Source organism: Thermococcus argininiproducens (assembly GCF_023746595.1).
Taxonomy (GTDB): Archaea; Methanobacteriota_B; Thermococci; order Thermococcales; family Thermococcaceae; genus Thermococcus_A; species Thermococcus_A argininiproducens.
The window spans coordinates 1,143,055-1,157,128 of sequence record NZ_CP080572.1 but is presented as its reverse complement, the minus strand read 5'-3'; the positions used below and the strand labels follow the sequence as shown (position 1 = coordinate 1,157,128).

Below are 14,074 nucleotides of genomic sequence, written 5' to 3'. Positions count from 1 at the left end.
CTAATTAACTTTGATATCATGTTTACATTCGCAAAGAAATTTCTACAAAAGAGTTCCCCTTTTTGAATTCCATATTAAAAGACAAAAAGAAAGATCAAAGAAAACTTCCTCTATAGAATGGCCTTAGAAATACTTCAAAAGCGGCTACTGGCATCTCTATTCCCCAGTTTTCCAAGACTTGTGGGTGAACCTCACCGATTATACCAATGCTCTTTCCTTCCACTATTATTTCTCCGGCCCTACCAGGAATAAATGAGCCATATTCTATTTCTTTAAGTTCATATTTTACCCCCAAGTGATGCATCAAACTATCAAGAACCTCCTTGGCTTCAGTAAAAGTAACTTTCGGATGTGCTATAGCTACACCAAGTTTGCTTTCACTCACTGTCTTAGTTTCCCTGTTCTCATCAATCAAAGTGACCTTTCCAACCTCAAAGATTTTTTGAGGATATTCTTCATGCGTATTCTGGCCCAGGAACTCCATCAAACTTGGTAAAAGCCACCTTCTAAGGGCACTCCACTTCTGACTTATGGGGTTCTCTATCTCGACTATGTCCTCCTCAGGGATATTCATTTTGCCAAACTGTGCCTCTCTATTTGTTAAGTTAAAAGTCATGACCTCCTGAAGTCCAAAGCCCACCATAAGGTCCCTCACTGCATTTTCAAAGTCAATAAAATCATCTCCTTTCCCCTGAACTGCTAACTTAGGCTCTTCAGGTTCAATATTATTATACCCATAAGCTATAAGCACGTCCTCCAAGACGTCCCTTGGATGCATTATATCGTTCCTAAAAGCAGGGTATTTCAATTTTGCTTTACCATTAACAAGCTCAACTTCGTAAAACATCCTTTCAAGAAGGTCTTTTACCTCTTCATCACTAAGTTCAACACCAGTAAGCTTTTTAATATAATCCAACTCAACCTCGAATTCTTTTGGAGTTAAATCGGGGCTCTCTACTTCAAAATCTTTGTAAACAACCTTAACACTCTTTATTTTTCCTCCTCTCTCTGCTAAGGCAGTTACTATAACATTTAGAGCAAGCATTATCTTCTCAAGGTGCCAACCAGTAATATCTATGAAAATGTTTCTAGTATTCTCCGTAACCTTTCCATGAGTCTCAGAATTTATAACAGGAGGCATGGAAAGAACATTTCCTCCACTATCAACAAGTAACGGATAGTAGGGTTTTCCCTTAATTAGGTGACCGTATTCTTTTCCTTTTTCATGCTTTTCTAATATCTCATCTGCCGTCATTTCTCCTTCACTATTTAAGGGAATGAATTTTATTTTCTCAGGCTCTAATGCTTTATAATAGAAAGGAGGCTCAAGTTTATCAAAGTCAAATGTTCCTATGGCAACTTCCTTTCTTCTTCTGCCAAGTGTCAGTGCAACTTTCTCTTGCAACTGGATAATCTGCTTCAACGCTTCTTCATCTAACTTAAGGCCCTCAACTATAGCATAAACTCCATATGGTCTTATGTCCTTAAGTTTCTCGTCAACGTAAACTACCACGTCACTTTTCTCAATTTCGTAGCGTGGTAGGCCCTTTGTCATTCCTAGGGCCCAACGCACTTGTCTAGCTATACCCTCAGCACTCCACAAGTCGGGCCTATTGGTATCCTTAGCATCAGCTTTAAAGTATATTTTACCTTCATGCTCCCAGAGATCATCAAGTTCGCATTTAGCATAGAGGAAAAGATCTTCCCATTCTTCAACTGTGAACTCCTTTCCTACCAGCCTCTCCAAGTCATGCTTAGCAACATCGAACTTTGGCATCCTCCATCACCACACTAATTTAGCTTCTCTCAACCATTTTAGGTCATAACTAAAGAGGTACCGTATATCATCTATTCCAAGTTTAAACATGGCCAGTCTATCAATTCCAATTCCCCAAGCTATAACTGGAGCATCAATTCCTAGTGGCTTTGTCATTTCCTCTCTAAATATTCCTGCTCCTCCAAACTCTACCCATCCAAGTTCCTCATGATATGCACTCATCTGAACACTAGGTTCTGTGAATGGGTAATAATCAGGAAGGAACTTTACTTTCTTTGCTCCAGCTATTTCAACGGCAAACCGCTTCAGTATTCCAAGAAGGTGTTTGAATGTTAAGTCTTCTCCTACCACGAATCCATCCACTTGGTTAAACTCTATAAGGTGAGTCCTATCCAAAACATCAGGTCTGAAAACTCTTTGAATGGCAAAATACTTACCAGGTATTTGAACACCTTTACCAAGTTGTCTTGCACTTAAAGCAGTTGCATGGGCTCTTGGCATTAACAACATAGCAGTTCTTGGATCCCACTTATAGCCCCAGCCTCTTGAACCGGTAGTCCATCCATACTCATGGGAGGCTTTTACTCTCTCTACAAGTTCTTCACTTGGGAGGTATCCATGCTTGGGATACTTAAGCTGATAAGTATCTGTCCAATCTCTAGCTGGATGGTTCTGAGGTTGGAACAGAGCATCAAAGTTCCAGAATTGAGTCTCAATTAAACTCTCTGCACTCATCTCGATGAATCCCATTTCTATGAGTTTTCTTCTTATCTTATCCAAAAACGCCCTATATGGTTGCTTCTTACCTGGATAGACCCTTTTAACAGGAGCTTGTATGTTAAAACGTTTAAATTCAACATTTCTCCATTCTCCACTCTTTATAAGCTCCGGAGTTAGGATTGAAACTTCTTTCTTTAATTCAAGCCCCATTTCCACGAGTTTTAATCCCTCTTCCGTTATCTCTACTTCTCTTTCTGACTTTATATCTTCTTCTCCAATTTTTCTGCTTTTCACATCTTTCAGAGGGATTATCCGTTCAATATTTCTTGCCTCCACTTCACCCTTCTCTACAAGAAGTTTAAGGACAACATCAATAGGCCTCTCCTTAGAAAGAGCTTCTTTTGCCTTATCCGTTGCCTCTAAAACAAGAGCTCCCTCTTCCTTCTTAATATTAGCCCATCCTTCTTTCCTAAGAATCCCAATTATTGGTCTGAGTTCATCTTCACTAAGCACATCTTTGAGATCATCCAAAGTTATCTTTCCTCTCTCCACAAGGAGTTTTAAAGCTCTTTTTTCTGGAAGCCCAATTTGGCCATATTTCCTTCCTAATTCTGTGATCCTCACAATTTTTTTCTGCCTTTCATGTAGTCGTGCGAGTCCCTTACTTTGAAGCCATAGGATAGCCCTCATGACTGCTACTTGATCAAGGTTGGTCTCTTTAACAAGGTCTTCAAATTTCACTTTTTTTAAATCCTTGAGCTTGATGAGAGTCAACTTTTCTTGATAGCTTAGTTCCATTATCAACCCCCCGAGAGAACTCTCACAAGAGTTACTTAAAAATTGCGGTGGGAAAAATGAACAAAAGAATACAGAGGAAACTAATGCTTGTGTGGGAAGAAGACAACCTTGCCTGTTTTTCCAGCACGCATGAGCTCAAAGGCTTCTTCAAACTTGTCTAACCCGTTGTACTTATGAGTGATGATCGGATCTAAGTTAAGCTTTCCACTCTTTAGAAGATTTGAGACAGTGTACCAAGTTTGCCATAAGTGCCTTCCGGTTATTCCATGCACCTCTAAAGACTTGAAGATAATTAAGTTGTTTATATCAAAAGTTACTTCCCTAGGGAACAATCCTAAAAGACTAACCCTTCCTGCTGGAGTCACCGCTTGCAAACCCTGTTCAAGGGCCTTAGGAGCACCACTGAATTCAAGGAAAACATCTACACCATTGCCATCAGTCAAATCCTTTACTTCCTTAACCACATCTTCTTCCATTGGATTTATGACAACATCAGCCCCAACTTTTTTTGCAAGATCTCTTCTAAAATCACTCGGCTCACTTACAATAACAAGAGAAGCACCGCTTGCCTTAGCAACAGTGATACCTAGAAGACCCAATGGACCCGCCCCAGTGATAAGAACAGTTTTACTTGCAATAGGTCCCGCTAAAACTGTGTCAACTGCATTTCCAAGCGGTTCTTGAAGGGTTGCATATTCCGGAGGAATCTCTTTAGGGTTTTTCCACGCATTTTGAGCAGGTACTATTGCATATTCAGCGAAAACACCATCACTATCTACACCAAATATCTTCGTGTTCTGACACACATGATAGTTGCCAGTTTTACACTGGTAACATTCCCCACAAACTATATGCGTCTCTGCTGAGATATAATCCCCTATTTGAATATTATCCACTCCCGGTCCTACCTCCACTACTTCCCCAGCTACTTCATGACCCATTATTTGAGGAGGCTTTATTCTGCTCTGGGCCCATTCGTTCCATTCGTAAATATGTAAGTCAGTGCCGCAAATACTTGTAGCAAGAACTTTAATGAGAACTTCTCCTTCCTTTGGCCTTGGAACATCAACTTCAACGAGTTCTGCGCCATAGTCAGGTTTACTTTTCATTATTGCGATCATTTTCTCGTTCATAGGTATCATCTCCATGAATCTTTTAACATTACTATCTCTGTTTTCGCTGATATAAATCTTTTTGCTCTATAAAATATGTAACCCCTAAAAAGCAAGCTTGATTTCTTTGCTAGTATGTGAAAGAAAGACCTAAGCGACGAAAAGTTTGAATAAAACACATCCATTACCAAAAATCTTAAATACATTTACTATCACCATAAGATTGCAGATACTTACTTGGTGGTGTCTGAATTGGATGATAGAAAGTTTGAAAAGAAAGGAAGAGATAAAAGAACTTCAAGACTCCCTCCTGTAAAAGTTGGGGAAAGATACAAAGTGAAAATTGAAGCCCTTGGAAAAAGTGGAGATGGTATAGCTAGGATTAAGGGGTTTGTAGTATTCGTCCCAAACACAAAAGTTGGGGATGAAGTTGAGATTGTCATTAACAGTGTAAAAAGAAAATTTGCTTTTGGAGAACTCATAGGCTAACTTCCCTTTTTATTCTTATTTCATGGAAAATCTTATATTTCCTACTTTACATAGATGGGTAATGTGAGTACTAGGTCTGGACAAGTTTGACTTTATCAAAATTTATTATAATGGGAGTGTGAGTAATGCCAGTTATAATCGTCACTGGGAGAGGAGGAGCCGGTAAAACCACTACTACTGCAAATTTAAGTGTATATTTCGCCCAACAAGAATATAGAACTCTTGCAATAGATGGTGACCTTTTCTTACCCAATCTTGGATTTCACTTTGCTTTAGAAAATGTCAGTTACACACTCCACTCTATTCTCAAAAACCCTGATGTAGAACCAGAATGGGCAATATATAAGCATGCAAAAACTGCGGTGAATGTGATACCAGGAAGTACCAGACTCCAAGATGTCGTAGGAATTTCCCCTAAACGATTAAGGGACGTCGTGGAGCTAATGAAATATAAGTTCCCTCTAGTGTTTGTTGATTCCCCCACTGGAATACCTTTCGATACATTACCAACTTTTGAAGTTGCAGACTATCAAATAATAGTCGTTGAAATTGAGAGATCTCCAATTTATTCTTTTGAAACTATGGTTGAGAACGAGATTAATAAACTCAGGGTAATTGGAGAAGAGTATGGATTAAAGATTGGAGTTATTCTAAACAAAGTTAGAGAGTCAGAAGATGTGATCGAGCATATAGTAGATGAGATTGATCAGAATGTTGGTTTACCTGTTATAGGTATCATTCCCTTTGACGAGAGCGTGCCAGAATCTATTAACGTAGGAATTCCAATTCTTGGATATAAACCCCGTAGTGATGCTGCAATAGCATTTTATGAAGCCGGAGAAATACTTGAAGAATGGATATTTAAAAAGGTTAAAAAGAGTTGAAAAAATCTCTTTTTGGGGGTTATACTATGAACATTGAAGAACTCATTGAGAAAGTTGCTAAGGGAGAAATTAAATTACACCAAGTGGAAAAACATACAAATGACAAGCGTCTTGCCACAGAGATAAGAAGAAAGGCACTTGAAAGAAAACTTGGGATAACATTAGACAACATTGGCCACTACTCTATAGATCCAAACCAAGTCATCAGCAAAAATATTGAAAACATGATTGGAGTCGTTCAAATTCCTATGGGCGTAGCAGGACCTCTCAAGATAAATGGAGAGTATGCCAAAGGAGACTTCTACATCCCTCTTGCCACAACTGAGGGTGCATTGGTAGCCTCTGTGAACAGGGGGTGTTCAACTCTAACAGCTGCAGGTGGTGTCAAAACCACTATAATTGGTGACAAAATGACACGTGCACCTCTTCTCAAGTGTCCCGATGCCAGAAAAGCAAGGGAAGTTGCAGAGTGGGTCAAAGGAAACATTGAGTACCTTCAAGAAGAGGCCGTAAGCAAAGTTACTAGACATGGAAAGCTTAGGAATATTAAACCATATATAGTTGGTAACAATCTCTATCTTCGTTTTGAATTTGAAACTGGCGATGCTATGGGAATGAATATGGTGACAATAGCAAGTGAAGAGCTCATGAAAGTAATTGAAAGCAGATTTCCAGAAGTTAAATATCTGGCCCTTTCAGGTAATGTGTGTGTTGACAAAAAGCCTAATGCGATGAATTTCATTAATGGCAGAGGAAAAAGCGTGATTGCTGAGGCCATAATACCGCGTGAAATTGTAGAGAAAAAACTTAAGACAACCCCCGAACTTATAGCAGAGGTAAACTATCGTAAAAACCTTGTGGGATCCGCACAAGCAGGGAGCTACGGATTTAACGCTCACTTTGGAAACATTGTGGGAGCAATTTTCCTTGCAACTGGTCAAGACGAAGCACAAATAACTGAAGGTTCACATGGAATAACTCTGGCCGAAGTTACTCCAAAGGGAGACTTATACATCAGTATAACAATGCCTAGCCTCGAGATCGGAACCGTAGGTGGAGGAACCAGAGTACCAACACAACGAGAAGCCCTGACTATAATGGGAGTCGCAGGTGGTGGTGAACCCCCAGGAACGAATGCCAAAAAATTTGCAGAGATCATAGCTGGAGCTGTTTTGGCTGGAGAACTTTCACTTTTAGCAGCAATAGCTGCGAAACATTTAGCTAAAGCCCACAAAGAGCTCGGACGTTAAGAGTTAACTCATCGTTTTATTTTCTTAATTTTATCTCTCAATACTTTCGTTATCTCTGAGTCTTCCACAACACGGATTCCCCTGAACTTTAAAAGCGAAAAGGGATAATCTATAACTAGAGTTACCAAGACCACAAACGTAGTAATTGCTAAAGTCAAAAGAAGATAATCTAAATACTCATCCGCCTTGAAAAACCACGAAGAAATCAGCCCAATAATTAACGAAAACAAAAAGGTTATTCCCGAACGATGTTCATGTCTTTTCACACCTATCTTTCTCTGACATATTAGTTTGAGCAAGTATGCCAAGCCTTCTTCTTTCATTATTTCAAAAATGAATTTAGTAATTTTACTGTTCTCTAGCTTAAAATCCAATTCTTCCTTTCCAGAAAATAAGTATAGCATACGACTCAGCTCTCCTTCGAGTTCAATCACCTGAATCACAGGGTCTGACCCATAGAGATAGTTACCAAGTTCTGTTACGATATAACATTCCGGCTCAACAAATCGCAAAGGCCGAATATTTTTTGAAGAGAGATATCCTTCAAGATCCTTTGAGAGATTAGCAATTGATTCACCTTTAATCTTTATATAAATACATCTCTTAATGTCTTTTGATTTTGCACTGAAGTATCCAGAAAAATACCTACGAAATAAATCCCACATGTTGCTAAGTTACTTTTTGAAGTTTAAAAATATTATGTCTAGATTTGAGATAAAATTAATCTTCCCAAGCCCTCCGTTTGTAGCCTTTTTTAATACTCTGAAGAGCCACAATGAAGAAGATAGCAAAAGTTATAATGTTGCTGAGTTGAGAAATGTCAATAACATTCTCAAATGCCAAATACCCAGCTATAAAACTTAGAAGCCCAAGACCCACTTGAATTGCACTTAAGACCACCTCAAAGGTGCTTCTTTTAGCAAGTTTACCCTCAACCATTTTCCTAAAGATTTCTTCCAGAGCTTCCTCCTTTTTAACCTGCAGGACTAGAAACTTATCCTTATTCTTGAAGCTAATCCTCTCTTCACTTGGAACGAAATAAAACCATCGGTTCATCTCATCAGTGAGCTCAACCACATAAAGCTTATATGACTTTGCAAAGAGATTCTTGGCATTCATTAGTAGGGTATATTCATCAGGATTTACCACTCTATTAAATGTCTTTCCTTTAAAGAGCTCCTCAAGTTCTCTGGCCTTTTCGCTTATAAGTTGATCTTGCTTTACTTTAATAAGCACGTATACTATCTTCTTTTCTTTCTTAGGCTTTCTAACTTCTTTTCTTTTCTGAGGCTCTTTTCTTCTGGATCTTCTAGGAATTATAATCGGGCCTGGCGTAAACGGCATAAGCATTCCCAATTAGTTTAATGCACCAATTCTTAAAAAGTTATTGAGAAAAGATTAAGAGCTAAATTCTTGAATCTTCTTTCTCACAAGCTGATTCACCAACTTTCCATCAGCTTTGCCCCTAAGTTTTGCCATTGCTCTTCCCATGAGCATTCCCATAGCCCCCATGCCCTTGGCCTTTACGACATTAAGATTCTCCTTGACTATTTCTTCGATTATCTTTTCGACCTCTTCCTCGCTTAAGAGAGTCAGTCCCTTCTCCTCAGCAACTTGGAGAGCTGTTTTTTCTGGGTGTAGGGCAAGTTCTTTGAATATTTCCTCAAAAGCCTCCTTCGCAATCTTATTCTCAAGTAACAACTTGAATGCATCTTTTATGTGCTTATCGCTTATGTTTTCAATGGGCACTTCTTTCTTAAGGCCTTTAAGGACTACCACAAGGGTTGATGCTGCCAGAGATGGTTTAACTCCCATTCCTATTAACTCCTCAAAGAGCTCATCTCTTTCATCATCAACTAATGTCTGTGCTAGGCTCTTATCGATGCCATACTCCTTAACATAGCGTCCTACTTTTGCCTGTGGGTACTCAGGAAGATTTTCAAGGATTTCCCTCTTGATATCCTCACCAATAAATATTGGTGGTATATCTGTCTCTGGATACATTCTTGCCTTTCCAGGAAGTGGGCGCATGTATTGCGTATTTCCATCAGGCAATGCTCTCCTCGTCTCTTCTGGGACTCCTATTATGGCTTCTCTGGCCCTCTTAAGAACTTCTTTAAGAGCTTTCTTAGCAGTCTCTTCCTCCGCAGCTACTAAAACGAATGCATCTTGTTCTTCAAGACCAAGGGTTTCAATGATTTTATTTACTTCTTCTTGGCTTATACCATAGTTAGGAAGCTCATCTATGTGGAAGATCCCCTTTACATATTTTTTAGCCCTATCTGCCATTTCCGTACCCAATCTTCTCCCTGGTTGAACTTCAAATCCTATAAGACCCCTGAATTTAGGAAGCTTAACTGCTACGACTTTACCTCCCTTCTTCAAGGCTTTTGCAATTATCTTTGATCCAGTGTTTTTGAAAACATAACTTACATCGTAGAACTCTTCTTTTATCTCTTCTTCATTTGCTCCCCTCTTTTGAAGCTCATCCCTAATTTTTAGGAGATTGATCTGCCTCTGCACCTCGCGCTCTATGATTATTGGAATCATATCTAACTCTTGCACACCCTTTATCTCTATCCTAGCCCCACCCTTAATAGAAACATTGAGATCCTGTCTTATAGTCCCAAGACCTCTCTTAACTTTTCTTGTGGCCCTGAGAGCATCCCCTATAAACTTAGCCACCACTTTTGCCTGCTCCGGATGGTGGATGTCTGGAGTAGTCGCAATCTCAATTAGAGGAATTCCCAAACGATCAAGCCTATAAACTGCCCTCTTATCCCTCTGTTCTATTATTCTACATGCGTCTTCCTCAAGACAGATAGTAGGGATGCCAACGCTTCCCCAAGGAGTATCTACTCTACCGTTCATCCCCACTATTGCAGTCCTTTGGAAACCAGAAACGTTGGAACCATCAATGACTATTTTCCTCATGAAATGAACTTCGTCTACTGGAATAGCATTCAAAAGATATGTTATCTGGATCGCCACCTTGAGGGCATCTTCATCTGGCAAATGAGGAGGTTCTTCATCCATGTACACCAAATCGCTGTATTTATAATTGCCCTCATAAACAAAGACCCTACCTTTCTTAAATTCCTCTAACGCAGCTTGATCGATTTCTCCAAGTTCACTCATAGTTGGTCTCAAGCGACGTTCAAACGTGAAACTAACATCCTCATGAAGCTCACTTGGCACAGGCGAAAAGAGTTTTTTTGTAGCAAGTTGCCTGTGAATCTCAAGACCAACTTTAAGACCAAGCTCTTTGTAGTCGAACTCCATTTTCATCACCTCAGGTAAGTGTCAAACCTTGTGTATGGTGTTATTTCTCCACTATAGTTTGTCAGCATCATTCTCCTAACCTCTTCAAGATCTTGTGTATGTCCAAGGACCCACATGAGCTTGACATAGGCTGTCTCTGGTAGCATATCCTCACATGGGATAACTTTAGCCTTTAGAAGCTTTCTTCCTGTCGAATAAACATTAAGGTTAGTCCTTCCATACAGACATTGGCTTGTCATGCAGACAACAATTCCTTCTTCAGTTGCTCGTTTTATGCTTGGTATCATATCATTGGGAGTGTGGCCAAGTCCTGTACCTTCTATTACAATCCCCCTGTAGCCCTTGTCAACAAGGAACTCTATGATTTCCCCGGTTATTCCAGGATAGACCTTTATTAGTGCTACCTTTTCTTCAATTTTGTCATCTACCCAAACCTCATTTTCACTCCTTTTTCTATAATCATCCCTTAGGTATTCTACCTTTCCATTACTCCATATCCTTGCTATTGGAACATCATTTATACTTCTAAAAGCATCTCTTCTGGAAGTGTGCATTTTTCGTACTTTTGTCCCCCTATGGGCCAAGCAATAAGTATCACCTGTTTCACCGTGCATTACCACCGCAACTTCGCCAAAATCTTCCACAGCCATCCTCGTGGAGCAAATTAAATTCATTGCGGCGTCGCTTGAAGGCCTATCACTGCTTCTCTGAGAGCCTACAAAGATCACGGGCTTGCCCAAATTCCTAAGCATGAAACTTAAAGCTGCTGAAGAATAACCCATAGTATCCGTTCCATGACCTATTATAACTCCATCCTCCCCACTATTCAATGCTTTAGCAACTTCATAGGCTATTTTTTTCCAATATTCGGGTTTCATGTCTTCACTCATTATATTGAAAAGAAGTTTTGGAGTTATGTTAGCTATTTCAAAAATCTCGGGCACTGCTTTTGCAAGTTCTTCGGCAGTAAACGCCGCGTGTACTGCTCCAGTTTTGTAGTCAATCTTACTAGCTATTGTTCCACCGGTTCCTATTATGGTAACATTTGGAAGCTCTGGCTTCTTGGGAAGAACTTCTTTAAAAGAGATTTCTTCTCTTGGTTTGGCTTTTTCAAGAATTCTTACTTCAAATATCTGGTCAATGAGAACACCAATATTATATCCATTATCTAGCTTTATTGTAAGTGTTTCTCCTTTTGAAAGTTCATATGGAGGCATCACAATGCCCTTGTGTGTGATCATTCTGTTGTCCTCTTTCTCAACAACTTCAATATAATCGCCAATTGCTATCCCTTTCTCTTCCATAAAAACTTCAACTTTCCTCATGGTTAAACCCCCTTTGATGAATGTTAGCTAAAGAATGTTTGGAATACGAGATATAAACCTTGTTACCGGAGTTCAATTTTAAACCTTGGTTCCTCTATCCACTCTGATCTGCACTTTGGACACTTTCCCGGAGCTTTTATTTCCGCTTTAAACACAAAACCACATTTTCTACACTGAGCTGGTTGGATTAAAAGCACCTTTCCCTCACGCTTTACAATATTGGAGATAACTTTTAGGTCTTCTAGTATAATTTTCTTGGTTCCTCTTCCTCTCATTTCAAGCATCAGTGCCAGTTCACTTACACTGTAATCTCTCTCTTCCAAAAGCTTTATTATCTTCTGTCTTCTCGTCATCATGATGGGGAGTTGGAAAAGAAATTAAAAAGGTTAAGGGTGGCCAAAGTGATAATCGAAAAAGCTGAAAAAATTCTTGAAAAGTACAAGCTCTGCAACCACTGCCTTGGAAGAGCATTTGGGCTTCTTGGAAAAGGAGATAACTATATCAGGGGGGAATCTATAAGACTGATTCTAAATATGGAACGAGAAATTAGAGGAGAAGACCCTCTTCTAGAACCTCAAGAGTGTGAGCTCTGTAATGATATCTTTAAAAAAGTCAAGGACTTGGCAAGATTGTGTTATAGTAAAGTTTCAAAATTGGGATTAGAATTTGACACTTTTCTTGTGGGCTCAAGAATCCCTAGAGAAATTTTGGGGAAAGAGAATGAGATAGTTGAGAACTTTGAGCTAAAATATGCTGAACCTATCAACAGGGAATTAAACCGAGAGCTTGGAAAAATTCTTGAAGTTATTCTTCAAAAAACCGTGAATAAGAACAACCCTGATGTGGTTTTTATTGTTGATCCATACAACGAAACAGTGGAACTTCAGATAAAACCTCTCTACATTTATGGAAGGTATAGAAAGCTTGTAAGAGGAATCCCACAGACACCATTAAAGGGTTTTAAAGAGAGTGTTGCTTCGATAATATGCAAACCGTTTTCTAACGCTGCAAAAGGGAAATCTATCTTTCATGGGGCAGGAAGAGAAGATGTCGACGTTAGAATGCTCGGAAATGGACGACCTTTTGTTGTTGAAATTAAAAAAGCTGTGAAAAGAAGAATAAATCTTCAAGAAATTGCCAAGGAAATTAATAAGAGTGGAAAAGTGGAAGTTTTAGATTTAAGGTTCATAAATAGGGAAGAAGCCGAAAAAATTCTCACATCTAACCACAAAAAAGAATATGAAGCTCTAGTGTACGTTGAAGAGAGTGTCAGTGAAAAGGAAGTAGAAAAAGTAGTTAAAGCACTTAAAGATACTATTATTCACCAGCGAACTCCAAAAAGAGTTTTGGGTAGAAGGGCAGATATTGTGAGAGTAAGAAAAGTTCATGAAATCACTGGCAACCTCATAGATGAAAAACACTTTAAGCTTCGCTTAATAACCGACGGAGGACTTTACATAAAGGAATTAATTTCAGGAGATGATGGAAGAACAAGTCCCTCAGTAACGGAAATATTAGGAAAGAAAGCATGGTGTGAAAAGCTTGACGTTCTGAATATCCTCGATGAAGAGTGAAAACTTTATAAATGGTAGCACACATGAGCTTATGGTATTGGGAAAGACCCTAAGTTGAAAAAAGATCGTTCCTAAGCGCGTGATTTGTTAAAACTCCTAAATAAGGTTTAAGAGGTGATTAGAATGGTTCAAAAAGCCCATACTATTAGAAGGAAAACTAGAGGTAAGCTTAGCAAATCACCAAGGAGGAGAGGACTCCCTCCGCTCACAAGATTCCTTCAAGAGTTTGAAGTTGGACAAAAAGTTCACATAGTTATTGAGCCAAGTTACCACAAAGGTATGCCAGACCCAAGATTCCACGGAAGAACAGGGACAGTAGTTGGCAAAAGAGGAGATGCCTACGTAGTTCAGCTCACAGATGGTGGTAAGGTAAAAACATTCTTCATTCACCCAGTTCATCTAAGGCCCCAGAAGTGAGGAATATGATAGGGCGCAAAAAGATAAAGGAAGAATACATTTCAATTCCAGAAGCAAAAGAGTTATTACTCAAAAGAAAAGAGGAAGGTGCTAAAGAAAACCCAGAAGAGCCCATATTTTACGAAGCAAGAACCAGCCTAGAACATGCGGAAAGATTTTCAAAGATCACAGCAGACAAAGCAAAAGAGCTGAAAAGCAAGCTCATGGAACTATTCGAATGGCTTGACGAACGAATAGCTACGAAGCTCATTGACATAATGCCCAATGATTACTTTGATATGAAAATAATTTTTGCCAAAGAGGAACACATGCCTACAAAAGAAGAGGCAGAAAAAATACTCGAAATTCTAGACGAATATAGAGAATAGGCCTTTTCTCTCTTTTTTCATAACTTTCTCAAAAAGTATTAAAAACCCTTAGAGCGTATATTCTTGGGGGGAGAGACA

The 14,074-nt window shown here is 39.2% G+C and carries 14 protein-coding genes; 6 read left to right on the top strand and 8 right to left on the bottom strand.

Annotated elements, in window-relative coordinates:
* Positions 1–94 precede the first annotated feature (94 nt).
* The 3 genes from pheT to tdh form a co-directional block, all read right to left on the bottom strand.
* A complete protein-coding gene (pheT, locus tag K1720_RS06180; protein WP_251947688.1) occupies positions 95–1,777 on the bottom strand; it encodes a phenylalanine--tRNA ligase subunit beta in 1,683 nt (560 codons plus the stop codon).
* A 6-nt stretch (positions 1,778–1,783) separates the two neighbouring features.
* Positions 1,784–3,295: a phenylalanine--tRNA ligase subunit alpha gene (gene pheS, locus K1720_RS06175; protein ID WP_251947685.1), complete on the bottom strand. Its 1,512-nt coding sequence runs from the start codon at positions 3,293–3,295 to the stop codon at positions 1,784–1,786.
* Positions 3,296–3,375: 80 nt separating this feature from the next.
* Positions 3,376–4,428, bottom strand: coding sequence for an L-threonine 3-dehydrogenase (gene tdh, locus K1720_RS06170; protein ID WP_251947682.1), 1,053 nt, complete (start codon positions 4,426–4,428; stop codon positions 3,376–3,378).
* Between the two features lie 231 nt (positions 4,429–4,659).
* Here tdh and K1720_RS06165 point away from each other — a divergent pair, with 231 nt between their 5' ends.
* From K1720_RS06165 to hmgA, 3 genes are all read left to right on the top strand, one after another.
* Entirely contained in the window at positions 4,660–4,896 is a 237-nt protein-coding gene (locus tag K1720_RS06165) for a TRAM domain-containing RNA chaperone (protein WP_251947679.1), read from the top strand.
* A 125-nt stretch (positions 4,897–5,021) separates the two neighbouring features.
* A complete protein-coding gene (locus tag K1720_RS06160) occupies positions 5,022–5,780 on the top strand; it encodes a MinD/ParA family ATP-binding protein (RefSeq protein ID WP_251947661.1) in 759 nt (252 codons plus the stop codon).
* Positions 5,781–5,806: 26 nt separating this feature from the next.
* A complete protein-coding gene (hmgA, locus tag K1720_RS06155) occupies positions 5,807–7,030 on the top strand; it encodes a hydroxymethylglutaryl-CoA reductase (NADPH) (protein ID WP_251947659.1) in 1,224 nt (407 codons plus the stop codon).
* Between the two features lie 8 nt (positions 7,031–7,038).
* Here hmgA and K1720_RS06150 read toward each other — a convergent pair whose 3' ends face one another.
* The 5 genes from K1720_RS06150 to K1720_RS06130 form a co-directional block, all read right to left on the bottom strand.
* Positions 7,039–7,695 carry a hypothetical protein gene (locus K1720_RS06150; protein ID WP_251947657.1) on the bottom strand — a complete coding sequence of 219 codons (657 nt, stop codon included), beginning with the start codon at positions 7,693–7,695 and terminating at the stop codon, positions 7,039–7,041.
* Positions 7,696–7,750: 55 nt separating this feature from the next.
* Positions 7,751–8,380 (bottom strand): hypothetical protein, encoded by a 630-nt coding sequence (locus tag K1720_RS06145; protein ID WP_251947654.1) that lies wholly within the window; start codon positions 8,378–8,380, stop codon positions 7,751–7,753.
* Between the two features lie 48 nt (positions 8,381–8,428).
* Positions 8,429–10,318, bottom strand: coding sequence for a Glu-tRNA(Gln) amidotransferase subunit GatE (gene gatE / locus K1720_RS06140; RefSeq protein WP_251947650.1), 1,890 nt, complete (start codon positions 10,316–10,318; stop codon positions 8,429–8,431).
* Positions 10,318–11,637, bottom strand: coding sequence for a Glu-tRNA(Gln) amidotransferase subunit GatD (gene gatD / locus K1720_RS06135; protein ID WP_251947647.1), 1,320 nt, complete (start codon positions 11,635–11,637; stop codon positions 10,318–10,320). Before gatD ends, gatE begins: the two co-directional genes overlap by 1 nt.
* A 62-nt stretch (positions 11,638–11,699) precedes the next feature.
* Positions 11,700–11,993 (bottom strand): transcriptional regulator, encoded by a 294-nt coding sequence (locus K1720_RS06130; protein WP_251947644.1) that lies wholly within the window; start codon positions 11,991–11,993, stop codon positions 11,700–11,702.
* 45 nt (positions 11,994–12,038) lie between these two features.
* On the opposite strand from K1720_RS06130, the gene K1720_RS06125 reads away from it, so the two are divergent.
* From K1720_RS06125 to K1720_RS06115, 3 genes are all read left to right on the top strand, one after another.
* Positions 12,039–13,211 (top strand): tRNA pseudouridine(54/55) synthase Pus10, encoded by a 1,173-nt coding sequence (locus K1720_RS06125; RefSeq protein ID WP_251947641.1) that lies wholly within the window; start codon positions 12,039–12,041, stop codon positions 13,209–13,211.
* A 123-nt stretch (positions 13,212–13,334) separates the two neighbouring features.
* Positions 13,335–13,628: a 50S ribosomal protein L21e gene (locus K1720_RS06120; protein WP_055283176.1), complete on the top strand. Its 294-nt coding sequence runs from the start codon at positions 13,335–13,337 to the stop codon at positions 13,626–13,628.
* 5 nt (positions 13,629–13,633) lie between these two features.
* Complete coding sequence (locus K1720_RS06115; RefSeq protein WP_251947637.1) at positions 13,634–13,996, top strand: RNA polymerase Rpb4 family protein; 363 nt, start codon at positions 13,634–13,636, stop codon at positions 13,994–13,996.
* Positions 13,997–14,074: the final 78 nt, after the last annotated feature.

Excerpts from the sequence above, each read along its gene's own strand:
- pheT (WP_251947688.1), bottom strand. The coding sequence starts at position 1,777 with ATGCCAAAGTTCGATGTTGCTAAGCATGACTTGGAGAGGCTGGTAGGA.
- pheS (WP_251947685.1), bottom strand. The coding sequence starts at position 3,295 with ATGGAACTAAGCTATCAAGAAAAGTTGACTCTCATCAAGCTCAAGGAT.
- tdh (WP_251947682.1), bottom strand. The coding sequence starts at position 4,428 with ATGAACGAGAAAATGATCGCAATAATGAAAAGTAAACCTGACTATGGC.
- K1720_RS06160 (WP_251947661.1), top strand. The coding sequence starts at position 5,022 with ATGCCAGTTATAATCGTCACTGGGAGAGGAGGAGCCGGTAAAACCACT.
- hmgA (WP_251947659.1), top strand. The coding sequence starts at position 5,807 with ATGAACATTGAAGAACTCATTGAGAAAGTTGCTAAGGGAGAAATTAAA.
- K1720_RS06150 (WP_251947657.1), bottom strand. The coding sequence starts at position 7,695 with ATGTGGGATTTATTTCGTAGGTATTTTTCTGGATACTTCAGTGCAAAA.
- K1720_RS06145 (WP_251947654.1), bottom strand. The coding sequence starts at position 8,380 with ATGCTTATGCCGTTTACGCCAGGCCCGATTATAATTCCTAGAAGATCC.
- gatE (WP_251947650.1), bottom strand. The coding sequence starts at position 10,318 with ATGAAAATGGAGTTCGACTACAAAGAGCTTGGTCTTAAAGTTGGTCTT.
- gatD (WP_251947647.1), bottom strand. The coding sequence starts at position 11,637 with ATGAGGAAAGTTGAAGTTTTTATGGAAGAGAAAGGGATAGCAATTGGC.
- K1720_RS06130 (WP_251947644.1), bottom strand. The coding sequence starts at position 11,993 with ATGATGACGAGAAGACAGAAGATAATAAAGCTTTTGGAAGAGAGAGAT.
- K1720_RS06120 (WP_055283176.1), top strand. The coding sequence starts at position 13,335 with ATGGTTCAAAAAGCCCATACTATTAGAAGGAAAACTAGAGGTAAGCTT.
- K1720_RS06115 (WP_251947637.1), top strand. The coding sequence starts at position 13,634 with ATGATAGGGCGCAAAAAGATAAAGGAAGAATACATTTCAATTCCAGAA.